Genomic DNA, 26,751 nt, shown 5'->3' on the forward strand with positions numbered 1-26,751 from the left:
TTAGCTGTTCACCCGGCCGAGGTAGTCGCTGGAGCGGGTGTCGACCTTGATCTTCTCGCCCTGCGTGACGAAGAGCGGCACCTGGATCTGGTGGCCGGTCTCCAGGATGGCGGGCTTGGTGCCACCGGTGGAGCGGTCGCCCTGGACGCCCGGCTCGGTCTCCTTGATGACCAGCTCGACGGCGGCCGGCAGCTCGACGAAGAGCACCTCGCCCTCGTGCTGGGCGACCGTGGCCTCGAAGCCCTCGATCAGGAAGTTGGCGGCGTCGCCGACGGCCTTCTTGTCGACGTGCAGCTGGTCGTACGTCTCCATGTCCATGAAGACGAAGTAGTCGCCGTCCATGTACGAGAACTGCATGTCGCGCTTGTCAACGGTGGCCGTGTCGACCTTGACGCCGGCGTTGAACGTCTTGTCGACGACCTTGCCGGAGAGCACGTTCTTGAGCTTGGTGCGCACGAAGGCCGGGCCCTTGCCGGGCTTGACGTGCTGGAACTCGACGACGGACCACAGCTGGCCGCCTTCGAGCTTGAGCACCATGCCGTTCTTGAGGTCGTTCGTGGAAGCCACGGTTGCGGAATCTCCTGGACTGACGTGGACGACCCCGGGGGCACGCGAGCAGCCTTACGGGCTACAGCGCGAGCAGCTCCTTGGTCGTGATGGTGAGTAGCTCTGGTCCGCCGTCCGCTTCGGGGCGGACGACGAGCGTGTCATCGATCCGGACCCCGCCCCGACCCGGGAGGTGGACCCCCGGCTCGACGGTGACCGGCACACAAGTGTCCAGTTTACCCATGGCTGCGGGGGCCAACTGCGGGTCCTCGTCGATTTCGAGTCCCACACCGTGTCCGGTCAGCGGTGCGAGCCCGTCACCATACCCTGCCGCGTCGAGCACGTGCCGGGCGGCCCTGTCCGCCTCGCGGCACTCGACGCCGGGGGCGAGGCTTTCGCGGCCGGCCCGTTGCGCGGCGAAGACCAGTTCGTACAGCTCGATCTGCCAGTCGGCGGGCGAGGTGCCGATGACGAACGTACGGCCGATCTCGCAGCGGTAGCCGCGGTACGCGGCGCCCAGGCACACGGAGAGGAAGTCGCCCTCCTCCACGCGGCGGTCGGTGGGGCGGTGGGCGAGGCGGCCGGAGTTCGGTCCGGTGCCCACGGAGGTGGGGAAGGCGGGTCCGTCGGCGCCGTGGTCGACAAGTCGACGTTCCAGTTCGAGGGCGAGGTGGCGTTCCGTGCGGCCCACGAGGATCGACTCGAGGAGTTCACCGAGGGCCTGGTCGGCGATCTCCGCAGCGATGCGCAGGCAGGAGATCTCGTCCTCGTCCTTGACGAGACGGAGCTGTTCGACGCCGCCGTTGAGGTCGGTGAGGCGGAGGCCGGGGGCGACGGAGTCGATCGCGCGGTGCCGGGCCACGGTCAGGTGGTGCTCCTCGACGGCGAGGGAGTCGGCGCCGCGGGCGGTGGCCAGGTCGGCCGCGGCGACGGCGGGGTCGCCCGCGGGGCCGTCGAGGACCTGGACGCGCAGGGCCTCGTCGGGGCGGCCGTCGGCGGGTTCCCCGCTGGGCGCTCGCGCGCACAGGAGGAGGTCGTCGTCGCCCCTGCCCAGGAGGAGTACGGCGCCGTGGGGGGCCGTTCCCGCCAGGTAGCGGACGTTGGCGGGGCGCGAGACGAGGGCGGCCGCGCTGCCGCCAGCCATCGCGCGCTCTCTGAGCCGGTCCCGTCGGGCCGCGTACACCTCTGCCATGTCCCGAGCGTACGAGCGCCTCCGGCGGGGGGCCGGTCCAGCGCGTCCGGATGGGGTGCCCCTCCGGGGGCGGGTGGGGTGGGTGAGGTGGGCCGGGGGTGTGGGTGAAGTGGGCCGGGGCCGGGGTGCAGGTGGGGTGGTACGGGGTGCGGGTGAGGCAGGTGGGGCGGGCCGGGGTACGGATTGGGTGGTACGGGGTCGGGGGCGGGGCCGTCGCCGACCGCGACGCGACCGGGGCCCGCCCACCCCGGACTGCGCCTCCGCCGCTCACCTCCCACCCGCCCGCCCCCTCCGGCGAGCGTGGCCATCTGCCGACGCAACCAGGTCTGCAGGTAGGCGGGAAGATTGAGGCTCCACGGACCAGCGGGCGTTGTCCGTAACCGGCGGTGGCAACTCACACGCGGCGAGCCCCGTTGGGGGGCGGGTGGAAGATTGGCCGCAGGACTGCACAGGCCCGGCGCTGTCCCCTCGGGCTCGGCGCAACGCAAGCCCGTTCCCACGGTGGGCCGGTGCGCAGGCGACGGCTTCCACTCACGCCCGGCGCAACCTCATCGGTGCGAAGCCCCCGGAGGGGGCGGGAGGGTGGGAGACAAGTGAAGGAACCGGCCCCGCCACGCCGAGGCACCGTCGTTCGGCGGGCCGGTTCGCCGGCGGCCGGACCCGCTCGCGGCCGACACAAGCCGACGGGGCGAGCCGGGGAACCGTAGGCCTGACCGACACACGTGCCGCGCCCACCCGGCAGGACCTGGAAGGGGCGGTCGCTCGACGGCCCGGTTGCGCAGGCGGCACGCTCCGCTCGCACCCCGCGCAACCCCATCGGGGCGAAGCCCCCGGAGGGGGCGGGAGGGTGGGAGATGGGCGGGCCCCGAAGGGGAGGGAAGCAGACGTTGAGCCGGGGGCCGTAGCCCTCGGATGGCCGGCTGCCACTCAGGCCCCGCCGGAACCGCTCCCTGGAACCGCCCGCCGGGCAACCTCACCCCCCAGCCACCCGGCACCGCGGCCATCCGCCCCAGCCACCCGGCACCCCGGCACCCGGCACCCGGCACCCGGCCCAGGCCGTCCGGGTCCGGCTCCCGGGGCCAGGTCGCCCGGCCACCCGTAACGCCCCCGCTACCCCGCCCTCACCACTTCGGCGGGCTCGTGATCGCCCGGGACAGGACCTCGTCCAGGACCTGCGCCGTACCCCGCACGTCCAGCTGGGAGTTGTCGATGATCGGGAGGCCCGAGCCGTACCAGCCGGCCATGCGGCCGTGGATGCGGGCGACCTCCTCGTCGGTGAGGCGGCGATTGCCGCTGCGCCGCGCGTTGCGCTCCAGGACGATCTCCAGGCCGGGAAGGAGGACGACCGGAAGAAGCCCAGGCCCCACGTGCCGCTTCCAGCCGCCCAGGCCCACCACGGGCCGGTCGGGGAACACCGCGTCGTCGAGGATGCAGGAGATTCCATTCGCCAGGAAGTTCCGGGCCGCGAACCCGCAGGTGCGGCGGGCCAACCGATACTGCGCCTCGCTGTTGTCGTTCCACCCCGACTGGGGGTCGGCGAAGCCCGAGCGGACCCATTCCCGTACGTCGTCGAGGCTGATGTGCGCCGTCGGAACGCGACGGCTCTCCGCCCAGTGCTTGGCGACGCTCGTCTTGCCCGCGCCCGCGGGCCCGATGAGCAGCACGGCGAGCGTCGTCGACGTCGGATCGGCGGGCGCCTGCGCGGGCGGCGGGCTCGGCACGGCGACGGGTGCGCCGGGCGGCAGCGGCAGGTGCCCCGTGTTCTCGCGCGGCTGCTGCGGCTGCGGATGCGAGGCCCGCGGCGGCTGCGGCGGAGGCGGCGCGGGGGCCTGCGGCGCCTGGATGTGCGGCGGCTGGGCCGGCGGATGCTGCGGCGGCGCCCCGGTGAACCCGGGCGGCATGTGCGGCGGCTGCTGCGCGTGGCTCGCCTGCGGCGAGGGTCCGGCCTGCGCGTGCCCCGGCCTGTGGGGCGGCGGCAGCGGAGATCCCCCAGCATGCTGCATCCGGTGCCACTCCATCTCGTACGACGGTCACTTGGGCGCCGGCGAACGGGGCGCTACTGAACGGTACCGTCCCCGGCCGCCGTTGTGTGAACGGCCGGGGACGTCACGACGTGCCCGAACGTGAACGGACGGGACTATTCCGCCACTTCGCCGTACGCGGCGAGCAGAACCGCGGGGTCGGGACCCTCCAGGACGGTGGGCCGCCCGAGGCCGTCGAGGACGATGAAGCGCAGCAGGTCGCCGCGGGACTTCTTGTCGACCTTCATGGTTTCCAGCAGCTTGGGCCACTGGTCGTAGCGGTACGACAGGGGCAGCCCCACGGACTCCAGGACCGTGCGGTGGCGGTCGGCCGTCGCGTCGTCCAAGCGGCCCGCGAGGCGGCCGAGTTCGGCGGCGAAGTGCATGCCGACGGAGACGGCCGCGCCGTGCCGCCACTTGTACCGCTCGTTCTTCTCGATGGCGTGCGCGAGGGTGTGCCCGTAGTTGAGGATCTCGCGCAGGCCCGACTCCTTGAGGTCGGAGGAGACGACCTCGGCCTTGACCCGGATGGCGCGCTCGATCAGCTCGGCGGTGTGCTTGCCGGTGGGCGTGCGGGCCGACTCCGGGTCCTCCTCGATGAGTTCGAGGATCCGCTCGTCGGCGATGAACCCGGCCTTGATGACCTCGGCGAGACCGGACACGAAGTCGTGCACGGGCAGCGAGTCGAGGGCGGCCAGGTCGCACAGGACGCCGGTCGGCGGGTGGAAGGAGCCGACGAGGTTCTTGCCCTCCGCGGTGTTGATGCCGGTCTTGCCGCCGACGGCCGCGTCCACCATGGCGAGCACGGTGGTCGGGATGGCGATCCAGCGCACGCCGCGCAGCCAGGTCGCGGCCACGAAACCGGCGAGGTCGGTGGTCGCGCCGCCGCCGACGCCGACGACGACGTCGGAGCGGGTGAAGTTGGACTGGCCGAGCGCCTTCCAGCAGTAGGCGGCGACCTCGGCGGTCTTGGCCTCCTCGGCGTTCGGCACCTGGATGGCGACGGCCTCGTAGCCCTGGTCGGCGAGGTCGGCGCGCAGGGCCTCGCCGGTCTCGGCGAGCGCCTCGGGGTGGATCACGGCGACGCGCTTGACCTTGTCGCCGATCAACGAGCCCAGCTCGCCCAGGAGTTGGCGCCCCACCAGGACCTCGTACGGGTCCGTGCCGGCGGTGCCGCCGACGTGGATACGGGTCACTTCCTCACTCATGCCTGCTTCAACTCCAGTGCGTCGAGGACGGCTTCGGCGACCTCGTCGGGGGTGCGGCCGTCGGTGGCGACGACCACCCGGGCGACCTCGGTGTACAGATGCCGGCGCGCCTCCATCAGCTCCCGCCACTGCTTGCGCGGGTTGACGGCGAGCAGCGGGCGGGCCGCGTTCAGGCCGGTGCGCTTGGCGGCCTCCTCGACGTCCATCGAGAGGTAGACGACGGTGTGCCCGTTGAGCAGCGCGCGGGTGTCGGCGTCGAGGATCGCGCCGCCGCCGAGCGAGAGCACGCCCTCGTGCTCGGCGAGCGCCGTCGCGACGGACGCCTTCTCCAGGGCGCGGAAGTGCGCCTCGCCCTCGTCGACGAAGATGTCGGCGATGGTGCGGCCCTGTGCGGTGACGATGTCCTCGTCGGTGTCCCGGTAGCCGCAGCCGAGCCGCTCGGCGAGCAGCGCGCCCACCGTCGACTTGCCGACGCCCATGGGTCCGACGAGGACGACCTGCGGGGCGGTCACCGGATCTGGAGGTTGTCGAGGTACGAGGTGACGTTGCGCCGGGTCTCCGGCACGCTGTCGCCGCCGAACTTCTCGGCCACCGCGTCGGCGAGGACGAGCGCGACCATGGCCTCGGCGACGATGCCGGCGGCCGGCACGGCGGAGACGTCGGAGCGCTGATGGTGGGCCTGCGTGGCCTCGCCGGTGGCGACGTCGACGGTCTGCAGGGCCCGCGGCACGGTCGCGATCGGCTTCATCGCGGCGCGCACGCGCAGCAGCTCGCCGGTGGACAGGCCGCCCTCGGTGCCGCCTGCGCGGCCGGAGACGCGGCGGATGCCCTCGTCGGTCTTCACGATCTCGTCGTGGGCCTTGGAGCCGGGCACGCGGGCGAGGTCGAAGCCGTCGCCGATCTCGACGCCCTTGATGGCCTGGATGCCCATGAGGGCGCCGGCCAGGCGGGCGTCGAGCTTGCGGTCCCAGTGCACGTGCGAGCCGAGGCCGACGGGCACGTCGTAGGCGAGGACCTCGACGACGCCGCCGAGCGTGTCGCCGTCCTTGTGGGCCTGGTCGACCTCGGCCACCATCTGCTTCGACGCGTCGGCGTCGAGGCAGCGCAGCGGGTCGGCGTCCAGCTTCTCGACGTCGGCGGGGGTCGGGTAGACGCCCTGCGGGGCCTTGACCGAGCACAGCTCGACGACGTGGGAGACGATCTCGATGCCGGCCGTCTCCTTGAGGTACGACCGGGCGACGGCGCCGAGAGCGACACGGGCGGCCGTCTCGCGGGCGGAGGCGCGCTCCAGGATCGGGCGGGCCTCGTCGAAGCCGTACTTCTGCATGCCGGCGAGGTCGGCGTGGCCGGGCCGGGGACGGGTCAGCGGCGCGTTGCGGGCAAGGCCCTCGAGGACCTCCGGGTCGACCGGGTCACCGGACATGACCTGCTCCCACTTGGGCCACTCGGTGTTGCCCACCATGATCGCGACCGGGGAGCCGAGGGTCAGGCCGTGGCGCACGCCGCCGAGGAAGGTGACCTCGTCGCGCTCGAACTTCATCCGGGCTCCGCGGCCATAGCCGAGGCGGCGCCGTGCCAGGTGGTCCGCCACCATCTCCGTGGTGATCGGAACGCCGGCGGGAAGTCCCTCCAGCGTCGCGACGAGTGCGGGGCCGTGCGACTCCCCCGCGGTCAGCCAGCGCAACCTGCTCAACGGTGCTCCTCATGCTCGCGCTCTGTGTATGGGAACGATCCTCCCACGTCCGCGGAGCCCGGCGTTTCGGGTGTCCGGGGTGCGGACGCCCCGTGAGACGCGTGCCACACGCCAGGGCCCGGCGCGGAGGGTCAGCCGAGCGCCTTCACGCCCGCCTCGCGCATGGCGTCGAGCACGGGGCGGGTGTCCCCCGTGAACTGCTCGAACTGGAAGACGGCCTGGTGGACGAGGAGGTCGAGCCCGCTGAGCACCGCCCCGCCGCGGGCCTGCCAGGCGGCGGCGAGCGGCGTGGGCCACGGGTCGTAGAGGACGTCGAAGAGGGTGCCGACGCCGTCGGGGACGGAGTCCGCGAGGTGGTCGGTGCCACCCTTCGGTGTCGTGGCGATGACCAGCGGCGACTCGAAGGCGCGGGCCGCGTCGGACCAGTCGGCGGTGCGGACCTGGACGCCGAGGCGCTCGCCCCAGCCGCGCATCTCGTCGGCGCGCTGTTCGCTGCGTACGTAGGTGACGACCTCGCCGGTGCAGATCCGGGAGAGCGCGGCGAGCGCGGAGGACGCGGTGGCGCCGGCGCCGAGGATCGCCGCCGATTCGACCTTCTCCACGCCGCGCTCGTGCAGCGCCGCGACGAGCCCGGGGATGTCGGTGTTGTCGCCGACCTTCCGTCCGTCGGGGCGCAGCACCACGGTGTTCACGGCCTCGACGGAGCGCGCGGTCTCGGTGATCTCGTCGAGCAGCGGGATCACGGCCCGCTTGAGCGGCATGGTCAGCGAGAGGCCCGCCCACTCCGGGCCGAGTCCGGCGAGGAACGCGGGCAGCGCCGCCTCGTCGGTCTCGAACCGGTCGTACCTCCAGTCGTCCATGCCGAGCGCCCGGTACGCCGCGATGTGCAGCTGCGGCGAGAGGGAGTGGGCGATGGGCGATCCGAGAACCGCCGCCCTGCGCACGTCAGTTGGCCTGGCTGGCATTGAACTTTTCCTTGAGCCTTTCGAACTCGGCGTTGGTCTTCGCGAACTCCGTCTTGTGCATGCCGTCGGTCGCCACGAAGTAGATCCAGCCGTCGCTCGTCGGGTTGAGCGTCGCGGCGAGGGCGACGTCGCCGGGGTTGCCGATCGGGCCCGGCGGCAGTCCCTTGCGCGTGTAGGTGTTGTACGGGTCCTTGTTGCTGTTGATCTCGGACTCGCTGATGTTGATGTTGCTCTGCTTGTTCAGGTAGTTGAACGTCGAGTCGAACTGGAGGAGCTGGTTGGTCTCCGTGTTCGTCGGCTTGAGGCGGTTGTAGACGACCTCGGCCATCCTGCGGAAGTCGTCGTGCGTCTTGCCCTCGGCCTGGACGAGGCTCGCGACGGTGAGCACCTGCCACGGGTTGTCGAGCTTGAGCTTCTTGGCCTCGCCCTCGAGGTCGAGCTTCTCGTACTTGTCGCTGGCCCGCGCGACCATGTCCTTCAGGACCTCCTCGGGCTTCATGCCCTTGGCGGCCGCGTAGCTCGACGGGTAGAGGAAGCCCTCCAGCGGGTCCTTCACGCCGGGGCGGTTCGTCGCCCAGTCGGGCAGGCCGAGGTCCTTGTAGTCCTTCTTGGCGACCTTGGCCGTGGTGCCCTTGGCGACCTTCAGCTTCTTGTCGATCTGCGCGTAGACCGCGGCGTTGCGGGTGCCCTCGGGGATCGTGAGGTTGGCGCGGGCCGTGGGGCTGAGCAGCATGTCGACCGCGCTCGCGGCGGACATCTGCTTCTCCATGACGTACGCGCCGTCCTGGATCGCCTTGCCCTTGGGGTCGGCCGACTGGGCGGCGACGAACGCGTCGACGCTCTGCACGACGCCGGCGTCCTTGAGCTTCTGGCCGATGGTGTAGCCGCCGGAGCCCTTGGGGATGACGACGGTGACCTGCTCGCCGTTGCCGCTGCCCGCGTAGTCGGGGGCCGCGCCGAATCGGTCCTGGTAGAACTGGTAGCCGAAGTAGCCGACGCCGCCGACGCCGGCCGCGAAGATGGCCGTCAGGACCAGGCAGGCGCAGCCGCTGCGCCGCTTCTTGGGCTTCTTGCCGCCGCGGCCGCGACGACCGCCGCGCCCCTCGTCGTACTCGTCCTCGTCGTCGCCCCCGCCGTTGAAGAACGCTTCCTCGCCCTGGTCGGGGCCCGCGTCCCAGCCGGTGTCCGGCTCCGGTGGGCGGCGCCTGCCGGGCGGCTCCGGCGGCGGGTAGGCGCCGGGCGTGTGGTAGTAGTCCGGCTCCTCGCCGGTGTACGCGGCGTGCTGCCCCGTGCCGTACGGATCGGCGGGGTCCACACCGTACGGGGGCTGGGCCTGGGAGCCGGTGTCCCAGCCGCCCTGGCCGCCCTGGCCCTGCCCGCCGCCGTACGCCTGCTGTCCGTAACCGGGGTCCTGGCCGTAGCCGTAGCCCTGCTGACCGCTGGTGTCCCAGTCACCGCCGTATGCCTGCTGCGGGTCGTACTGCCCCTGGCCGCCGTAGGCAGCCTGGCCGTGTCCGGCCTGCTGCCCCCATCCCTGGTCCCCGTAGAGAGGGTCCGTGGGATGCCACGGTTCGGAGCCTTGGCCCCGGCCATACTCAGTCATCGGTCCCCTACAAGCCGCGAGGCGGGGGTGCGCCGGTGTCCGATCAGGATGGCCCGACCAGGAAGGGCAACCGTTCCGCCTCTTGATGCTGTGCGGCGGCTATTCGAACACCGCCGGTCGCGCGGAACGTTACCGTATCGCGATCAGATGACCACTTCGACGCCCTCGCCCGGAGCTTTACCTGACGCCCGTTCGGACTCCAGGGCCTGCTGGAGGATGATGACGGCGGCGGCCTGGTCGATGACAGAGCGGCCCTTTTTGGACTTAACGCCGCTGGCGCGCAGCCCCTGACTGGCCGTCACTGTGGTCATCCTCTCGTCCAGCAATCTCACTGGAACGGGTGCCACGCCCCGGGCGAGTTCCTGCGCGAAGCCGCGGACCTTCGTGGCCGCGGGCCCCTCGCCGCCCTTGAGGGAGCGAGGGAGCCCGACGACGATCTCGATCGGCTCGTACTCCTCGACGATCTGCTTCAGCCGCCGGTGGGCGGCCGGGACGTCGCGTCCCGGCACGGTCTCCACCGGCGTGGCGAGGATCCCGTCGGGGTCGCAGGACGCGACCCCGATCCGGGCGTCGCCGACGTCGATCGCCAACCGGCGGCCTCGGCGCATCAGTTCGCGGTCTCCGCGACGAGGCGCTCGACGGCGTCGATGGCGTCGCCGATCGCGGCCGGGTTCTGGCCGCCGCCCTGCGCGACGTCGGGCTTGCCGCCGCCACCGCCGCCGAGGGTCTTCGCGGCCGTACGGACCAGGTCGCCGGCCTTGAGGCCGCGGTCGCGCGCGGCGTCGTTCGTGGCGATGACCGTGAGCGGCTTGCCGTTGACCGTGGTGAAGAGCGCGACCACAGCGGCGCGGCCGCCCTGGATGCGGCCCCGCACGTCGAGGACCAGCTTGCGCAGGTCGTCGGCGGTGGTGCCGTCCGGGACCTGGCCGGTGACGACGGCGACGCCGCGGACGTCCTTGGCGCCCTCGGCGAGACCGGCGGCGGCCTGCAGGACCTTCTCCGCGCGGAACTTCTCGATCTCCTTCTCGGCGTCCTTCAGCTTGCCGAGCATCGCGGAGACCTTCTCGGGCAGCTCCTCGGAGCGGCCCTTGATCAGCTCCTGGAGCTGGGCGACGACCGTGTGCTCCTTGGCGAGGAAGTTGTACGCGTCGACGCCGACGAGGGCCTCGATGCGGCGCACGCCGGAGCCGATCGACGACTCGCCGAGCAGCTTCACCAGGCCGAGCTGGGCGGTGTTGTGCACGTGGGTGCCGCCGCACAGCTCCTTGGAGAAGTCGCCGATGGTGACGACGCGGACGCGCTCGCCGTACTTCTCGCCGAACTCGGCGATGGCGCCCTGCTTCTTCGCCTCGTCGATGCCCATGACCTCGGCCTGGACGTCGAGCTCGCGGGCGAGCACCTCGTTGATCTTCTGCTCGACGTCGGTCATCACGGCCGTCGGGACGGCGGACGGGGAACCGAAGTCGAAGCGGAAGCGGCCCGGCTGGTTCTCGGAGCCGGCCTGCGCGGCTGTCGGGCCGAGCGCGTCGCGCAGCGCCTGGTGCGTGAGGTGCGTGGCGGAGTGCGCGCGGGCGATGGCGCGGCGCCGGGTCACGTCGATGACCGCCTGGGCGGGGGCGCCGACGGTCACCTCGCCGACCTGGACGGTGCCCTTGTGGACGTACACGCCGGGGACCGGCTTCTGGCAGTCGCGGACCTCGATGACCGCGCCGTTGTCGAGCTTGATGCGGCCGGTGTCGCCGATCTGGCCGCCGCCCTCGGCGTAGAACGGGGTGCGGTCGAGGACGACCTCGACCTCGTCGCCCTCGGTGGCGGCGGGCGAGGAGACGCCGTTGACCAGGAGGCCGACGACGCGGGACTCGCCCTCGGTGGCGGAGTAGCCGATGAAGTCCGTGGCACCGGAGGCGTCGGCGATCTCGCGGTACGCGCCGACGTTCGCATGGCCCGTCTTCTTGGCCTGGGCGTCCGCCTTGGCGCGCTCCCGCTGCTCCTTCATCAGGCGCCGGAAGCCGTCCTCGTCCACGGACAGGCCCTGCTCGGCCGCCATTTCGAGGGTGAGGTCGATCGGGAAGCCCCACGTGTCGTGGAGCAGGAACGCCTTGTCGCCGGCGAGGACCGTCTTGCCGGCGGCCTTCGTCTCGGTGACGGCGGTGTCCAGGATGTTCGTGCCGCCCTTGAGGGCCTTGAGGAACGCGGCCTCCTCGGCGAGCGCGACCTGCTCGATGCGCTTGCGGTCGGTGATCAGCTCCGGGTACTGCTGCCCCATCGTGTTGATCACGACGTCGAGCAGCTCCTGCACGACGGGACCGGTGGCGCCGAGGATGCGCATGTTGCGGATGGCGCGGCGCATGATGCGGCGCAGCACGTAGCCGCGGCCCTCGTTGCCGGGCGTGACGCCGTCGCCGATGAGCATCGTCGACGTGCGCATGTGGTCGGCGACGACGCGGAGCGAGACGTCCGACTCGTGCTTCTCGCCGTAGCGGACACCGGTCAGCTCGGTGGCCTTGTCGATGATGACGCGCAGGGTGTCCGTCTCGTACATGTTCTGGACGCCCTGGAGGATCATGGCGAGACGCTCGAGGCCGAGACCCGTGTCGATGTTCTTCGACGGCAGGTCGCCGAGGATCTCGAAGTCCTCCTTGCCGATGCCGGCGCCGCGCTCGTACTGCATGAAGACCAGGTTCCAGATCTCCACGTAGCGCTCGTCGTTGACGAGCGGGCCGCCCTCCTCGCCGAACTCGGGGCCGCGGTCGTAGTTGATCTCCGAGCACGGGCCGCAGGGTCCGGGGACGCCCATGGACCAGAAGTTGTCCTTCTTGCCGAGGCGCTGGATGCGCTCCTTCGGCACGCCGACGACCTCGTGCCAGATGCGCTCGGCCTCGTCGTCGTCGAGGTAGACGGTGATCCAGAGCTTCTCGGGCTCCAGGCCGTAACCACCCTTGTCCTGGGGCGTGGTGAGCAGCTCCCAGGCGTACTTGATGGCGCCTTCCTTGAAGTAGTCGCCGAAGGAGAAGTTGCCGCACATCTGGAAGAACGTGCCGTGGCGGGTCGTCTTGCCGACCTCTTCGATGTCCGGCGTGCGCACGCACTTCTGCACCGAGGTGGCGCGCGGCGCGGGCGGCTTGACCTCGCCCAGGAAGTAGGGCTTGAACGGGACCATGCCTGCGGGGACGAGCAGCAGAGTCGGGTCGTCCGCGATGAGCGACGCCGAGGGCACGACCTTGTGGCCACGCTCCTCGAAGAAGCTCAGCCAGCGGCGACGGATTTCAGCCGACTCCATCAGTGGTCCTCATTCCGGTTGTTGATCGAGTACCTGGTGTTCTCGAGGTACTTGGGTTGCTTGGTGTTCTGAATGACCGCGAAGCGGCGCTGCGGCAGCTCGTCCGGCTCGGGGCGCTCGCTGATGCCGAGCGCGTCGCCGAGCTCGGCCTCGCGCTCCGCCATGTTGTCGCGGACGTCGAGGGCGAAGTCCTTGAGCTTGTGCCCCGCCTCGACCGCCTTGTTGGCGGCCTGGGCCGCAAGACTCTCCGGCGTCAGCTGCTTGAGCTTGCGGTTGACCTTGGTGGTGGCCCAGACGCCGGCGGCTGCGCCCGCGGTGAACCAGAACGTACGGCGGAACATGTCGTCGGTCAGTCCCTCTTCACGATCACGGTACGACGCGGCTGCTTGGCGGGCGCGTCCTTGCCCCGGCCGCCGATGGCGCGGCGCACCCCGTAGCCGAACGCGGCCACCTTGACCAGCGGGCCGCCGAAGGTGGAGGCCACGGTGGAGGAGAGCGCCGACGCGTTCGACGTGACTTCCTGGACGTCAGAGGCGATCGAGTCGACGCGGTCGATCTGGGTCTGCGCGGAGCGCACCGCGGCGGACGCGTCGGCGAGCAGCGGGACGGCCTGTTCGGTCACGTCCGCGACCAGCTTGGTGGTGGCCCTGAGCGTCTGGGCCAGCCTCACGAGCGCCACCGCGAGGAAGGAGACCAGGATCGCCCAGAAGACAGCCACCAGGATCCCGGCAACCTCTCCACCGGACACTTGGCACCGCTCCCTAGCTCTGCCGAAAGCTCTGTACGAACGCACAGCTGCTGAACATCGAAAAGTCGTGCCCCGAGCCTATCGCGCCCACCGCCGCGCTCCGTACCGCATTCGCCTCCCGGGCGGCGGTGAATCGAAAGAGCGATTGTACGGGCCGCACACGGCTGAGTACGCTCTGTGGTCTATGCGACGCCCTTCGCACCCCACCGATGTCCCCGCGAGTCCCCCGCGCCCCGGCAATCTGCCCCACGAGGTGAACCGCTTCGTCGGTCGCGCCGCCGAGGTCACCGCGCTGGTGGCGGCCCTGGAGGCCGGTCGCCTCGTCACCGTCACCGGGGTCGGGGGCGTCGGCAAGTCCCGCTTCGTCGCGCGCGCCGCGGCCCACGTGCCGAGGGAGCTGTGCCCCGACGGGGTGTGGCGGGTGGAGCTGGCCGATGTGCGGCTCCCGGAGCTCGTCGAGTACACGCTGGCCGAGGCGCTCGGCCTGACCGACCACACCACGCGCCCGCCCCGGCAGGTCCTGGTCGACCATCTCGCGGAGCGCGGGATCGTCCTGGTGCTCGACGGCTTCGAGCACCTCGTCGACGCGTGCGCCGCGCTCGTACGGGATCTGCTGCGCGCGGCGCCGGGGCTTCGGGTGGTCGCGGTGGGCCGCAGGCCGCTGGCGGTCGACGGGGAGCGGGTGTTCCCGCTGGCACCGCTGACGCCGGCGGACGCGGCCGAGCTGTTCGCGGACCGGGCGGCGGCGCTGCTGCCGTGGTTCGAGCGGGACGGGCGCACCCGGGTCGACGTGCTGGAGGTGTGCCGCCGCCTGGACGGGCTGCCGCTCGCGGTGGAGCTGGCGGCGGGCCGGCTGCGGGCGCTGTCGCCGGGGCAGCTGGTGGAGCGGCTCGACGATCGGTTCCGGCTGCTGCGGGGCGGCGGCAGGGACGCGCTGCCGCGCCACCAGACGCTGCGCACCACGATCGGCTGGAGCCACGAACTGTGCACGCCGCGGGAGCGGTTGCTGTGGGCGCGCCTGTCGGTGTTCTCCGGCTCGTTCGATCTGGAGGCGGCGGAGTACGTGTGCGGGGGCGAGGGCCTTGCCGCGGACGACGTCCTCGACGTGCTCGACGCGCTGCTCGCGCAGTCCGTGGTGGTGCGCGAGGAGGCGCGGGGCGGGGCGCGCTACCGGATGCTCGACACGGTCCGCGCGTACGGGGCGGAGTGGCTGGACGACCTGGGCGACGGCCGCCGGATGCGGCGCAGGCACCGCGACTGGTACATGGGGCTCGCGACCTGGTGCGAGCTGGACTGGTTCTCGCCGCGGCAGAGCGAGGTGGCGGCCCGCATCGAGGCGGAGCTGCCGAATCTGCGGGCGGCCCTCGAGCACTGCCTGACCGAGCCGGGCGAGACGTATCTGGGCCAGTACCTGGCGGGCACGCTGTGGTTCTACTGGGCGGGCTGCGGGCGGCTCGCCGAGGGGCGGCACTGGCTGGACCGCAGCGTGGGGCGCGACGCCGACCCCGACGGCGGCGGGCCCGGTGCCGGGGACCTGGAGTACGAGGCCTCGCGCCTCAAGGCGCTGTGGGTGCTCGGCTACGTCGCGATCCTCCAGGGCGACACCGTGCCCGCGCTCGCCGCGCTGCAGGAGTGCCGCGAGGAGGCGGAGCGGGCGGGCGACGCGACGGCGCTCGCGTACGCGGTGCACCGCACGGGCTGTCTCGCGCTGGTCACGGACGATCTGCCGCGCGCCGAGGAGTGGCTGCGCAGCGCGCTCGCGGACTACCGGGAGATCGGCGAGCTGAACAGCAACGTCCTGATGGGTCAGGTCGAGCTGGCGATGGCGGTCGCGTTCCAGGGCGACCTGGCGCAGGCCGTGGCGCTGTGCACGGACGTACGGCAGGTGTGCGAGGACCACGGGGAGCGCTGGACGCTCGCGTACGCGCTGTACGTGCTGGCGTACGCGCGGTGGACGGAGGGCCGGCTCGGTCAGGCGCGGGCGCTGCTCGACGAGTGCCTGGCCATCGACCACGAGTTCCACGATCTGCTGGGCACGGTGCTGGCGCTCGAGCTGCTCGCGCTGGTCACGGTCGAGGAGGGGGACGCCGCGGAGGCCGCGGTGCTCCAGGGGGCCGCGGCCCGGATGTGGACGTCGGTGGGGCTGCCGCTGTTCGGTTCGGCGCACTACAACGCGCCGCACGAGCGGTGCGAGAGGCGGGCGCGGCAGGCGCTCGGCGACGCCCGCTTCGCCGAACTGGCGCGTACGGGCGAGGAGTTGGGGCTCGACGAGGCGGTGGCGCGGGCGCTCGGCAGCGGTCGGCGGCCCGCTCGGGCCGCGGCGGTGCCACGGCCCCGACCCGCGGAACCGGTCCCCGACACACGCGAACCCGCCACCTCCCGCACCCGTAGGGGCGGGGAGACGGCGGGCTGAAACGCAGGTGGTACTACGTCCGCGAACCGGGGATCCGGTTTAGCGGGCGTAGTACTCGACGACGAGCTGCTCGTCGCAGACCACGGGGATCTCCTTGCGGTTCGGGTCACGGTCCAGGCGGAAGGCCAGGGCCTTCAGGTTGACCTGGAGGTAACGCGGGGTCTCGCCCTCGGGGGCGAAGCCGCCCTCACGCGCGACCTGGAACAGCGGCTTGTTGCGGCTGCGCTCACGGACCATCACGACGTCGTCGGGACGGACACGGAACGAGGGCTTGTCGACCTTCTGGCCGTTGACCTCGATGTGGCCGTGCACGACCATCTGACGGGCCTGGTAGATCGTGCGGGCGATGCCCGAACGGAGAACCAGGGCGTCGAGACGACGCTCGAGCTCGACGACGAGCGCCTCGCCCGTCTTGCCCTCGACCTTCTTGGCACGCTCGTAGGCGCGCGCGATCTGCTTCTCGCTCAGGTCGTACTGGGCGCGCAGACGCTGCTTCTCGAGCAGACGGACCTTGTAGTCCGAGTTCTGCTTGCGGCCGCGGCCGTGCTCGCCCGGCGGGTAGGGGCGGGCCTCGAAGTACTTGACGGCCTTCGGGGTCAGCGCGATGCCGAGGGCACGCGACTTCTTGACCTTGGGGCGGGACTGGTTCGCCATGAACCAAACACCTCATGTTTCTGATGCGAATACGGCTTCACCAGGGTTCGGGGAGGTCGCATCCGCAGCCCGGGAAACCCTTCTCACCGAGGTGAACAGGGCAGCCGCTCCCGGATCTGGGCACATACGTGCAGCACGCGAGTGGCCCACCGACCGTGTCCCCGGCCCTCGCGGGCGGAACGGGTGGTGGGCTGCCCGCGACACCTTCGAAGGTGCGCGACGCTCCTGGATCTCCTGTGCCGCGCGGTTTCTACGCCGTGCGGTTCGGGGGATCCGGCTTGATGTCCCGCTCTGGTGGTGCCGGTCTCCCTTTCGGGATCCCGGGCACGGGACACAGCACTTCGCAGCAGTCTACCGGATCAGGCGGACCCCTCCGTCCCCGGGCCCTTGAGCCGCTCGCGGACCCGCTCCACCACGTCCGCGTACCGGGCCTCCGCCCCGTAGCGCGTCGGCTGGTAGTAGCGGCGGTCGGCGATGGCGTCCGGGGCGTACTGCTGGGCGGCGATGCCGCCGGGCACGTCGTGCGGGTACACATAGCCCTGCGCGTGGCCCAGCTTGGCGGCGCCCTTGTAGTGGCCGTCGCGCAGGTGCGGGGGGACGGGGCCCGCGAGGCCCTTGCGGACGTCCTCCATGGCGGCGCCGATCGCGGTCGTCGCCGCGTTGGACTTCGGGGCGAGGGCCAGGGCGATCGTCGCGTGACTGAGGGTGAGCGCCGCCTCCGGGAAGCCGATCATCGCGACGGCCTGGGCGGCGGCGACGGCGGTCGGCAGGGCCGTCGGGTCGGCGAGGCCGATGTCCTCGCTCGCGGAGATCATCAGGCGGCGGGCGATGAACCGGGGGTCCTCGCCCGCCTCGATCATCCGGGCCAGGTAGTGCAGCGCCGCGTCCACGTCCGAACCGCGGATGGACTTGATGAGGGCGCTCGCCACGTCGTAGTGCTGATCCCCGCCCTTGTCGTACGTCACCGCCGCGCGGTTGACGGACTCCTCGACGCTTTCGAGGGTGATGGTCTCCTCGCCCTTGGCGATGGCCGCTCCCGCCGCCGCTTCCAGGGCGGTGAGGGCCCGCCGGGCGTCGCCGCCGGCCACCCGCAGGATGTGGTCCCGCGCGTCCTCGTCGAGGGTGACCGCTCCGTCGAGGCCGCGGTCCTCGGTGAGCGCGCGGTCGAGGAGGCCGCGCAGGTCGTCGTCGGTGAGCGGCTCGAGCGTGAGCAGCAGGGAGCGGGAGAGCAGCGGGGAGATCACCGAGAAGTACGGGTTCTCCGTGGTCGCCGCGATCAGCGTCACCCAGCGGTTCTCGACGGCGGGCAGCAGGGAGTCCTGCTGGGCCTTGCTGAAGCGGTGGATCTCGTCGAGGAAGAGGACGGTGTCCTTGCCGTGCGCGCCCAGGGCGCGGCGGGCGCCCTCGATGACGGCGCGTACTTCCTTGACGCCCGCGGTGATCGCGGACAGCTCCACGAACCGCTTGTTCGTCGCCTTCGACACCACGTACGCGAGCGTGGTCTTGCCGATGCCGGGCGGGCCCCAGAGGATCACCGAGGAGGCTCCGGCGGGGCCAGACCCGCCCTCGCCGACGAGGCGGCGCAGCGGCGAACCCTGCTTGAGCAGGTGCTGCTGGCCGACGACCTCGTCGAGGGTGCGCGGGCGCATCCGGACGGCCAGGGGGCTGGCGGACGGGTCCTTCTCCTGGCGGTCTTCGGCTGCGGCGGTGAACAGGTCGGCTTCCACGGTCAAAACCCTAAGTCACGCCACTGACAACGCCGCGGGCGCGGGCCGCTCAGGCCCAGAGGGTGGAGCCCCAGCGCGTGAAGATCAGGACGGCGATGATGCCGATGTGCAGGACGGGCAGCGCCCAGGTGAAGTCCTCGAAGAACGTCCGGACCCCGCGCGGCGCGGGCAGGAAACCGTTGCGGACGTTGGACGACGTGACGTACCAGAACATCAGGATGGTGGCGACCCAGGCCAGGCAGCACCACAGGCACAGCGCGTTGATCCGGTACAGGGACTGGAACTGCAGCCAGGACACGAAGCAGACGCCGAAGAGGCAGCCGAAGTTGAAGGTCAGCCAGTACCAGCGCGGGAACCGGGCGCGGGCCAGCAGGCTCATGCCGACGCAGATCACGATGCCGTAGGTGACGAGGCCGAGCCACGGGTTCGGGAAGCCGAACGCCGTCGCCTGGTCGCTCTTCATGATGTTGCCGCAGGAGATGACCGGGTTGATGGAGCAGCCCGGCGTGAAGTTCGGGTCCTCGGCCAGCTTGAGCTTGTCGAGGGTGATGACCCAGGAGGCGAGCAGCCCGGCGGCTCCTGTGATCACCAGCAGCAGCCCGAAGGCCATGCTGCCGCCGACGGAGCGGGATGCGGGCTCGGCACCGCTGTCGCGGGACGCACCGCTGTCGCGGGACACGGTGTCGCTTGCTGGGGTCGTCTTGCTCATCACGCCGATCCGTAGGTGAGTACGCGAGTGGGGTGCTGCGGTCGTGCTCATTGTGCCGCACCGGCCCCCGTGTCCACCGTTCGTTGGACATAAGCATGTACGCCTCACGGGGCGAAATTGTTCGAGGCCCCGGAACAGAGTTCCGGGGCCTCGAACACAGGCTGTGCGCCGGCTGTGAGCCGTACGCGGGGCGCTACTTCAGCTTCGCGGTGAGCACGCCGACGACGTCGTCGACCGCGACGGCGTCCTGCTCGCCGGACTCCATGTCCTTGAGCTGCACGACACCGTCGGCGAGGTCCCGCTCGCCGGCGACGAGCGTGAAGCGGGCGCCCGAGCGGTTGGCGTTCTTCATGGCGCCCTTGAGGCCCTTGCCGCCGAAGGAGAAGTCGGCCGAGATCCCGGCCTTGCGCAGCTCGGTCACCTTGGCGAAGAGGACGCGCCGCGCCTCGTCGCCGAGCGGCACCGCGAACACGCTGGTGGTGGCGGGCAGTTCGAGCTCGACGCCCTCCGCCTGGAGCGCGAGGACCGTACGGTCGACGCCGAGGGCCCAGCCGACGGACGGCAGCGAAGGGCCGCCGATCATCTCGGAGAGGCCGTCGTAGCGGCCGCCGCCGCCGACCGCGGACTGCGAGCCGAGGCCGTCGTGGACGAACTCGAAGGTGGTGCGGGTGTAGTAGTCGAGCCCGCGGACCAGCTTCTCGTCGTCCTCGAAGGCGACGCCCTCGGCGGTGAGCAGCTCGCGCACCTGCTCGTGGTACGCCTTGCAGGCGTCGCACAGGTAGTCGCGCAGCAGCGGTGCGTCGGTGAGCTGCTTCTGGACGTCGGGCCGCTTGTCGTCGAGGACGCGCAGCGGGTTGATCTCGGCGCGGCGCAGGGTCTCCTCGTCGAGGTCGAGGCCGCGCAGGAAGGTCTGGAGCGCCTCCCGGTAGACGGGGCGGCACTCCTTGTCGCCGAGCGAGTTCAGCAGGATGCGGAAGTTCCGCAGGCCGAGCGAGCGGTACGCCTGGTCGGCCAGGATGATCAGCTCGGCGTCCAGGGCCGGGTCCTCGGCGCCGATGGCCTCGGCGCCGACCTGGGAGAAGTGCCTGTAGCGGCCCTTCTGGGGGCGCTCGTAGCGGTAGTACGAGCCCGAGTACCAGAGCTTGACCGGGAGGTTGCCCGCCTTGTGGAGGTTGGCCTCCAGGGCGGCGCGCAGCACGGAGGCGGTGCCCTCGGGACGGAGGGCGAGCCTGTCGCCGCCCTTGGTCTCGAAGGCGTACATCTCCTTGGTGACGATGTCGGTGGACTCGCCGACACCGCGCGCGAAGAGCTCGACGTTCTCGAAGCCGGGCGTCTCGATGTAGCCGTAGCCGGAGTTCCGCAGCGGGGCGGAGATCGCCTCGCGGACCGCGAGGTACGTTGCGGAGTCCGGCGGAAGCAGGTCGTAGGTGCCCTTGGGGGCCTGGAAGGTACTCACGGGAGGTTTCTCGTCACATTCCTCGTCGGGGACCGGTGGAGGGTCCCTGGCCGGCGGCCACCTGCCGCAGATACGGGTTGGTGGCGCGCTCCTGGCCGATGGTCGTCTGGGAGCCGTGTCCGGACAGCACCACGGTCGAGTCGTCGAGCGGCAGGCACACGCGGGCCAGCGATTCGAGTATGTCGTCCATGGAGCCACCGGGAAGGTCGGTGCGTCCGATGGAGCCGGCGAACAGCAGGTCGCCCGAGAAGAAGACGGACGGGACGTCCGCCGCCTCGGGCATCCTGAAGGTCACCGACCCCTTGGTATGGCCCGGCGCGTGCGCGACGCTGAAGTCGAGCCCGGCGAGCTTCAGCTCGGCGCCGTCGGACAGCTCCCGCACGTCGTCCGGCTCCCCCACGGACAGCTCGCCCATGAGCGGCATGCCGATGGCGCGGCCGATGCCCTTCTCCGGGTCGCTCATCATGTAGCGGTCCTCGGGGTGGATCCAGGCCGGGACGTCGTGCGCCCCGCAGACCGGGACGACCGAGGCGACATGGTCGATGTGCCCGTGCGTGAGGACGACCGCCACCGGCTTGAGGCGGTGCTTCCTGAGCGCTTCCTCGACTCCCTCGGCGGCCTGGTGGCCCGGGTCGATGATCACGCACTCCTCACCCGCGGCGGGGGCAACCAGATAACAGTTGGTGCCCCAGGCCCCGGCGGGGAACCCGGCAATCAGCACAATCGTCCTTCGTATGTCGTGGAACCGTCGTCCAAACGGAATGCGGCGCCTCAGAGCCTACCGGCGCGGCCGTTTCCACAGCGAACCCGTATACGGTACGGGGCACCAACAGGGGCCCCACGAGGTCACGAGACGTACGAGGAGAAGACCCGGTGGTCAGCAAGGATCAGCGGCAGCGTCAGCTCGCCCGGGAGAAGTTCCTGCGCCAGCAGCAGCGGCGCGAGTCCGCTCGACGCAAGGCGCGCACCCGCAACACCGTGATCGCCTCCGTGCTCGCGGTGGCCGTCCTCGGCACCGGTGGTGCGTACGCCGCCGGGGCCTTCAGCGGTGACGACAAGAAGGACACCGCGGGCGCGGAGGCCAGCCCGTCGGCCTCGCCGAGCAAGAAGGCGTCCGAGCCGAAGATGGCGATCGACAAGAAGGCCGCGTACGACATGGCCCTCAAGACGAGCGCCGGCGACATCACGGTCGCCATGGACGCGGCGAAGACCCCGCACACCGTGAACTCGTTCAAGCACCTCGCCGACAAGGGCTTCTTCGACGGGACGAAGTGCCACCGCCTCACCACGCAGGGCATCTACGTCCTGCAGTGCGGCGACCCGGAGGGCACGGGCGCGGGCGGTCCCGGGTACACGATCCCGGACGAGAACCTGAAGGGCCTCGGCAAGCCGGCCAAGGACGGCTCGGTGACGTACAAGGCGGGCACGGTGGCGATGGCCAACACCGGGCAGCCCGACTCCGGCGGCAGCCAGTTCTTCCTCGTCTACAAGGACAGCAAGCTGACGCCGACGTACACCCCGGTGGGCACCATGGACGCCAAGGGTCTGAAGGTCGTCCAGGACGTCGCCGCGAAGGGTGTCACCGGTGGCTCCGGGGACGGGGCGCCGAAGAAGGCCGTCAAGGTCGAGAAGGCCACCGTCACCAAGAAGTGAGGCCGCAGGCCACCCCACGCGCGCGTACGCAGGAATTGAGCCGCGCTGAGTGCGGACAGTGGGGTGGCCGTTCGCCTAGATTGGCTTCGTACAGCGCGGATTCGAGCCGCGTTGTGGAGGGCGGGCCGGGCCCGCCAGGAAACTGTGGACGATGCCGGGGGCGCCACGCCCCGCACGGGCATCATGTGGAGGAGGCGCTGTGAGCAGCGACCCGTGGGGCCGCGTCGACGAGACGGGGACCGTGTACGTGCGTAATGCCGACGGCACCGAGCGTGAGGTCGGTTCGTGGAAGGCCGGGTCTCCCGACGAGGCCCTTGCCTACTTCAAGCGCAAGTACGACGGCCTGGTCGTCGAGATCGGGCTCCTCGAACGCCGGGTGCAGACGACGGACCTGTCGGCCAAGGACGCCATGACGGCGATCGAGCACCTGCGGGAGCAGGTCACGGACGCGCATGCGATCGGTGACCTGGACGCGCTCGGCAAGCGGCTCGACAAGCTGGTGGAGAACGTCGAGGCCCGCCGCGAGGAGCGCAAGGCCCAGAAGGCCAAGCAGTCCGACGAGGCGCGGCACGCCAAGGAGGCGCTGGTCACCGAGGCGGAGGAGCTGGCGCAGTCCGAGCAGTGGCGGGCGGCCGGCGAGCGGCTGCGCGCCCTGGTGGACACCTGGAAGGGTCTGCCGCGCCTCGACCGCAAGTCGGACGACGAGCTGTGGCACCGCTTCTCGCACGCCCGCTCTGCCTTCTCGAAGCGCCGCAAGGCCCACTTCGCCTCGCTCGACGCGCAGCGCGAGGAGGCCCGCAAGACCAAGGAGAAGCTGGTCGCGGAGGCCGAGTCGCTGTCGAACTCGACGGACTGGGGGGCCACGGCCGCCCGGTACCGCGACCTGATGGCGGACTGGAAGGCCGCGGGCCGCGCGCAGCGCGAGCACGAGGACGACCTGTGGAACCGCTTCCGGGGCGCCCAGGACGTCTTCTTCGCGGCCCGCAGCGCGGTGTTCGCCGAGCGCGACGCCGAGCAGGGCGAGAACCTCAAGCTCAAGGAGGCGCTCGCAGACGAGGCGGAGAAGCTGCTGCCGATCGAGGACCTGAAGTCGGCGCGCGCCGCGTTCCGCTCGATCAACGAGCGGTGGGAGGCCATCGGTCACGTGCCGCGGGACGCCCGCCCGAAGGTCGAGGGCCGGATGCACGCCGTGGAGCGCGCCATCCAGGAGTCCGAGGAAGCCGAGTGGCGGCGTACGAACCCGGAGGCGCGGGCGCGTGCGGAGGGCCTCACCGGCCAGCTCCAGGCGGCCGTCGACAAGCTGACGGGCCAGATCGAGCAGGCCCGCGCGCAGGGCAACAACGCGAAGGCGGACAAGCTCCAGAAGGAGCTCGACGGACGCCAGGCGCTTCTTGACCAGGCGCTGAAGGGCTTGCACGAGTTCGGCGGCTAGCGGCCACCCGAGACGCAAGTACGGCCCCCGAGCACTGTGCTCGGGGGCCGTACTTGCGTCTCGGGGATTTGCCCCGGACTCCGCGCCTCAATCGCCGGCGGGGCTTGATCGTTATGGCCTGCGCGCCGACGTCACCCGGTAGACGTCGTACACGCCCTCCACGCCACGCACCGCCTTCAGGACGTGGCCCAGGTGCTTCGGGTCGCCCATCTCGAAGGTGAAGCGGGAGGTGGCCACCCGGTCGCGGGAGGTCTGCACCGCCGCGGACAGGATGTTGACGTGCTGGTCCGACAGAACGCGGGTCACGTCGGACAGCAGCCGGGACCGGTCGAGCGCCTCCACCTGGATCGCCACCAGGAAGACCGACGACTGGGTCGGCGCCCACTCGACCTCGAGGATCCGCTCCGGCTCGCGGGACAGCGAGTCGACGTTCACGCAGTCGCTGCGGTGAACCGATACGCCGCTCCCCCGCGTGACGAAGCCGATGATCGGGTCGCCGGGCACCGGCGTGCAGCAGCGCGCCAGCTTCACCCAGACGTCGTCGACGCCCTTGACCACGACACCGGGGTCCGCGTTCGAGCGACGCTTGGAGCGGCCGCGCGAGGGCGGTGCGCTCTCGGCGATGTCCTCGTTGGCGGCCTCTTCCCCGCCGAGCGCCTGGACGAGCTTCTGCACGACGGACTGCGCCGTGACATGGCCCTCGCCGATCGCGGCGTACAGCGACGAGATGTCGGGGTAGCGCATCTCGTGCGCGAGCGTCACCAGGGAGTCGCCGGTCAGGATGCGCTGGATCGGCAGGTTCTGCTTGCGCATGGCCCGCGCGATGGCGTCCTTGCCCTGCTCGATGGCCTCCTCGCGGCGCTCCTTGGAGAACCACGCGCGGATCTTGTTGCGCGCACGCGGCGACTTGACGAAGCCCAGCCAGTCGCGGGACGGGCCCGCGCCCTGCGCCTTGGACGTGAAGACCTCGACCAGGTCGCCGTTGTCGAGGGTCGATTCGAGCGGGACCAGGCGTCCGTTGACGCGTGCTCCTATGGTCCGGTGGCCGACCTCGGTGTGGACCGCGTACGAGAAGTCCACCGGGGTCGCCCCGGCCGGGAGCGCTATGACGTCGCCCTTCGGAGTGAAGACGAAGACCTCGTTGCGGGAGAGGTCGAAGCGCAGGGACTCCAGGAACTCCCCGGGGTCCTCCGTCTCCTTCTGCCAGTCGAGCAGCTGGCGCAGCCACGCCATGTCGTTGAGGTGGTCGTCCTTGCCCTTGCCGGACGACTTCGGCGCGTCGGTGCGCACCTTGGAGGCGCCGGCGACGGCCTCCTGCTTGTACTTCCAGTGCGCGGCGATGCCGTACTCGGCACGGCGGTGCATGTCGAACGTGCGGATCTGGAGCTCGACGGGCTTGCCGTTCGGGCCGATCACCGTCGTGTGCAGCGACTGGTACATGTTGAACTTGGGCATCGCGATGTAGTCCTTGAACCGCCCCGGAACCGGGTTCCAGCGGGCGTGGACGGTGCCCAGTGCCGCGTAGCAGTCGCGGACCGTGTCGACGAGGACGCGGATGCCCACCAGGTCGTAGATCTCCGCGAAGTCACGGCCGCGGACGATCATCTTCTGGTAGACGCTGTAGTAGTGCTTCGGGCGGCCCGTGACGGTCGCCTTGATGCGGGCCGCGCGCAGGTCGGACTGCACCTCGTCGGTCACTATGGCCAGGTACTCGTCGCGCTTGGGCGCGCGCTCGGCCACGAGCCGCACGATCTCGTCGTACATCTTGGGGTAGAGGATCGCGAAGGCGAGGTCCTCCAGCTCCCACTTGATGGTGTTCATGCCCAGGCGGTGCGCCAGCGGAGCGTAGATCTCCAGCGTCTCCCGGGCCTTCTTCTCCTGCTTCTCGCGCTTGAGATAGCGCATGGTGCGCATGTTGTGCAGGCGGTCGGCCAGCTTGATGACGAGGACACGCGGGTCCTTGGCCATCGCGACGACCATCTTGCGCACGGTCTCGGCCTGCGCGGCCTCGCCGAACTTGACCTTGTCGAGCTTGGTGACGCCGTCGACGAGGAGGGCCACCTGGTCGCCGAAGTCGCGGCGCAGGGTGTCGAGGCCGTACTCGGTGTCCTCGACCGTGTCGTGCAACAGGCCCGCCATCAGGGTGGCCGGGTCCATGCCCAGCTCGGCGAGGATCGTCGTCACGGCGAGCGGGTGCGTGATGTACGGGTCCCCGCTCTTGCGCTTCTGGCCGCGGTGCCAGCGCTCGGCGACCTGGTAGGCGCGCTCGACCTGGCGCAGCGTGGACGTCTCGATCTTCGGGTCGTTGCTGCGCACTATCCGCAGCAGCGGCTCGAGGACCGGGTTGTACGGGTTGGAGCGCTGGACGCCGAGGCGGGCCAGGCGGGCGCGGACACGGTTGGAGGAGCCGGAGCGGGCCGCGGGCTGGTTCGTGGCCGCGCGGATCGCGGGCGGCGGCGTGGGGCGCTGCTGCTCGGTCGGGGGCTTGGGGCGCGGCGCGGCGGCAGCGGAGCCGCCGGACGGCGGTGCGGGCTTCGGGGCCTTCGCGTCCTTCGAGGGCGCGCCGGAGGGAGCCGCGGACCGGTCGGCCTGCTGGTCGTGCGCGGCGGCGGTAAGTGGCTTGGCCTCGTCTGGCAACGGCGCTCCTCGTGCACGACGGGTCCCCCGTTCAGGTCCCGGAGAGCCCATGGTATCGATCCGGCGCCGTCGGCTCGCCCTGGGCGGGAGGGACGACGTCGTACTCCTGAAACACCGGGGGCGGGCGCCGGATTCCTCCGGGCCCGCCGGGACGGCTGTGAGCTGGCGTTCTACACGACGAGCAGGGCATCGAGGGGGGCTCCGTCGAGCGCGGATTCGAGGCGCTCGCGGCCCGGCAGGAAGCCCAGCTCCATGAGGACGGCGCAGCCCGCGACCTCAGCGCCCGCGCGGCGGATCAGGCGGACCGCGGCCTCGGCGGTGCCGCCGGTGGCCAGCACGTCGTCGATCACCATGACGCGGTCGTCGCCGCCCAGGTCCTCGGCGTGCACCTCGATCTCGGCGGAGCCGTACTCCAGGTCGTACGACTGCGCGAGCGTCGCGCCGGGGAGCTTGCCCGCCTTGCGTACGGGGATGAATCCGAGGCCCGCGCGGACGGCGACGGGGGCGCCCAGGATGAAGCCGCGGGCCTCCAGGCCGACGATCTTCGTCGCGCCGCTGCGGACGCAGAGCTCCGCGAGGGTGTCGGTGAGGGCGGTGAAGGCGGCCGGGTCCGCGAGCAGCGGGGTGATGTCCTTGAAGAGGACACCGGGCTCCGGGTAGTCCTGCACGTCGCGAATGCGGCTGAGGAGCAGCTCCTTGATGTCGGTCATTTCTGCACCTCAGCGAGTGGGTAAGGGGGTGTCCGGACTTTTCGACCGCTTTGCGCGACCGCCAAACACTAACAGTCGCCACCGACGGGGAACGCCGAGGGCGC

General features: G+C 71.2%; 22 protein-coding genes. 3 read left to right on the plus strand and 19 right to left on the minus strand.

Going from position 1 to position 26,751, the window contains the following annotated elements; all coding sequences use genetic code 11:
* The 12 genes from efp to ACTWJ8_RS09120 all read right to left on the minus strand — a co-directional run bounded on the left by efp (nt 1) and on the right by ACTWJ8_RS09120 (nt 13,256).
* Nucleotides 1-567: an elongation factor P gene (gene efp / locus ACTWJ8_RS09065; protein ID WP_356385693.1), complete on the minus strand. Its 567-nt coding sequence runs from the start codon at nt 565-567 to the stop codon at nt 1-3.
* A 61-nt stretch (nt 568-628) separates the two neighbouring features.
* The gene (locus ACTWJ8_RS09070) at nt 629-1,738 is read right to left on the minus strand and encodes an aminopeptidase P family protein (protein WP_356385696.1); all 1,110 of its coding nucleotides are present in this window, start codon (nt 1,736-1,738) and stop codon (nt 629-631) included.
* 1,121 nt (nt 1,739-2,859) lie between these two features.
* A complete protein-coding gene (locus ACTWJ8_RS09075) occupies nt 2,860-3,741 on the minus strand; it encodes a Pro-rich N-terminal domain-containing protein (protein WP_356385699.1) in 882 nt (293 codons plus the stop codon).
* Nucleotides 3,742-3,875: 134 nt separating this feature from the next.
* On the minus strand, nt 3,876-4,967 hold the full coding sequence (aroB, locus tag ACTWJ8_RS09080) for a 3-dehydroquinate synthase (protein ID WP_356385702.1): 1,092 nt from the start codon (nt 4,965-4,967) through the stop codon (nt 3,876-3,878).
* A complete protein-coding gene (locus tag ACTWJ8_RS09085; RefSeq protein ID WP_356385705.1) occupies nt 4,964-5,479 on the minus strand; it encodes a shikimate kinase in 516 nt (171 codons plus the stop codon). The genes aroB and ACTWJ8_RS09085 overlap by 4 nt, the downstream gene beginning before the upstream one ends.
* Nucleotides 5,476-6,660 carry a chorismate synthase gene (gene aroC / locus ACTWJ8_RS09090; protein ID WP_356385708.1) on the minus strand — a complete coding sequence of 395 codons (1,185 nt, stop codon included), beginning with the start codon at nt 6,658-6,660 and terminating at the stop codon, nt 5,476-5,478. The genes ACTWJ8_RS09085 and aroC overlap by 4 nt, the downstream gene beginning before the upstream one ends.
* Nucleotides 6,661-6,791: 131 nt before the next feature.
* Nucleotides 6,792-7,625, minus strand: a complete 834-nt coding sequence (locus tag ACTWJ8_RS09095) for a shikimate dehydrogenase (protein WP_356385711.1) — start codon at nt 7,623-7,625, stop codon at nt 6,792-6,794.
* A complete protein-coding gene (mltG, locus tag ACTWJ8_RS09100) occupies nt 7,606-9,228 on the minus strand; it encodes an endolytic transglycosylase MltG (protein WP_356385714.1) in 1,623 nt (540 codons plus the stop codon). Before mltG ends, ACTWJ8_RS09095 begins: the two co-directional genes overlap by 20 nt.
* 143 nt (nt 9,229-9,371) lie before the next feature.
* Nucleotides 9,372-9,836 carry a Holliday junction resolvase RuvX gene (gene ruvX, locus ACTWJ8_RS09105; RefSeq protein ID WP_356385717.1) on the minus strand — a complete coding sequence of 155 codons (465 nt, stop codon included), beginning with the start codon at nt 9,834-9,836 and terminating at the stop codon, nt 9,372-9,374.
* A complete protein-coding gene (alaS, locus tag ACTWJ8_RS09110) occupies nt 9,836-12,508 on the minus strand; it encodes an alanine--tRNA ligase (protein WP_356385720.1) in 2,673 nt (890 codons plus the stop codon). Before alaS ends, ruvX begins: the two co-directional genes overlap by 1 nt.
* Complete coding sequence (locus tag ACTWJ8_RS09115) at nt 12,508-12,849, minus strand: DUF6167 family protein (protein ID WP_356385722.1); 342 nt, start codon at nt 12,847-12,849, stop codon at nt 12,508-12,510. The genes alaS and ACTWJ8_RS09115 overlap by 1 nt, the downstream gene beginning before the upstream one ends.
* A gap of 8 nt (nt 12,850-12,857) precedes the next feature.
* On the minus strand, nt 12,858-13,256 hold the full coding sequence (locus tag ACTWJ8_RS09120; RefSeq protein WP_356385725.1) for a DUF948 domain-containing protein: 399 nt from the start codon (nt 13,254-13,256) through the stop codon (nt 12,858-12,860).
* Nucleotides 13,257-13,440: 184 nt separating this feature from the next.
* Between ACTWJ8_RS09120 and ACTWJ8_RS09125 the strand changes: the two genes are divergently transcribed.
* Entirely contained in the window at nt 13,441-15,669 is a 2,229-nt protein-coding gene (locus ACTWJ8_RS09125) for an ATP-binding protein (protein ID WP_443263539.1), read from the plus strand.
* Between the two features lie 39 nt (nt 15,670-15,708).
* On the opposite strand, the gene rpsD is transcribed toward ACTWJ8_RS09125, so the two are convergent.
* From rpsD to ACTWJ8_RS09150, 5 genes are all read right to left on the minus strand, one after another.
* Nucleotides 15,709-16,323, minus strand: coding sequence for a 30S ribosomal protein S4 (rpsD, locus tag ACTWJ8_RS09130; RefSeq protein ID WP_356385731.1), 615 nt, complete (start codon nt 16,321-16,323; stop codon nt 15,709-15,711).
* Nucleotides 16,324-16,682: 359 nt separating this feature from the next.
* A complete protein-coding gene (locus ACTWJ8_RS09135) occupies nt 16,683-18,050 on the minus strand; it encodes a replication-associated recombination protein A (protein ID WP_356385734.1) in 1,368 nt (455 codons plus the stop codon).
* Between the two features lie 49 nt (nt 18,051-18,099).
* Nucleotides 18,100-18,759: a vitamin K epoxide reductase family protein gene (locus ACTWJ8_RS09140; protein WP_356385737.1), complete on the minus strand. Its 660-nt coding sequence runs from the start codon at nt 18,757-18,759 to the stop codon at nt 18,100-18,102.
* A gap of 193 nt (nt 18,760-18,952) precedes the next feature.
* Complete coding sequence (hisS, locus tag ACTWJ8_RS09145; protein ID WP_356385740.1) at nt 18,953-20,215, minus strand: histidine--tRNA ligase; 1,263 nt, start codon at nt 20,213-20,215, stop codon at nt 18,953-18,955.
* A 13-nt stretch (nt 20,216-20,228) separates the two neighbouring features.
* Nucleotides 20,229-20,936, minus strand: a complete 708-nt coding sequence (locus ACTWJ8_RS09150) for an MBL fold metallo-hydrolase (RefSeq protein ID WP_443263540.1) — start codon at nt 20,934-20,936, stop codon at nt 20,229-20,231.
* Between the two features lie 152 nt (nt 20,937-21,088).
* Here ACTWJ8_RS09150 and ACTWJ8_RS09155 point away from each other — a divergent pair, with 152 nt between their 5' ends.
* Together ACTWJ8_RS09155 and ACTWJ8_RS09160 are read left to right on the plus strand one after the other, a co-directional pair.
* Nucleotides 21,089-21,868 carry a peptidylprolyl isomerase gene (locus tag ACTWJ8_RS09155; RefSeq protein WP_356385746.1) on the plus strand — a complete coding sequence of 260 codons (780 nt, stop codon included), beginning with the start codon at nt 21,089-21,091 and terminating at the stop codon, nt 21,866-21,868.
* Nucleotides 21,869-22,067: 199 nt separating this feature from the next.
* Nucleotides 22,068-23,300 carry a DUF349 domain-containing protein gene (locus ACTWJ8_RS09160; protein ID WP_443263541.1) on the plus strand — a complete coding sequence of 411 codons (1,233 nt, stop codon included), beginning with the start codon at nt 22,068-22,070 and terminating at the stop codon, nt 23,298-23,300.
* A 111-nt stretch (nt 23,301-23,411) separates the two neighbouring features.
* Here ACTWJ8_RS09160 and ACTWJ8_RS09165 read toward each other — a convergent pair whose 3' ends face one another.
* Together ACTWJ8_RS09165 and ACTWJ8_RS09170 are read right to left on the minus strand one after the other, a co-directional pair.
* The gene (locus ACTWJ8_RS09165; RefSeq protein WP_443263542.1) at nt 23,412-25,937 is read right to left on the minus strand and encodes a RelA/SpoT family protein; all 2,526 of its coding nucleotides are present in this window, start codon (nt 25,935-25,937) and stop codon (nt 23,412-23,414) included.
* Nucleotides 25,938-26,107: 170 nt separating this feature from the next.
* Nucleotides 26,108-26,647, minus strand: coding sequence for an adenine phosphoribosyltransferase (locus tag ACTWJ8_RS09170; RefSeq protein WP_356385755.1), 540 nt, complete (start codon nt 26,645-26,647; stop codon nt 26,108-26,110).
* Nucleotides 26,648-26,751 lie beyond the last annotated feature (104 nt).

It is taken from the genome of Streptomyces sp. SDT5-1 (genome assembly GCF_052245995.1).
In the GTDB taxonomy this organism is placed as follows: Bacteria; Actinomycetota; Actinomycetes; order Streptomycetales; family Streptomycetaceae; genus Streptomyces.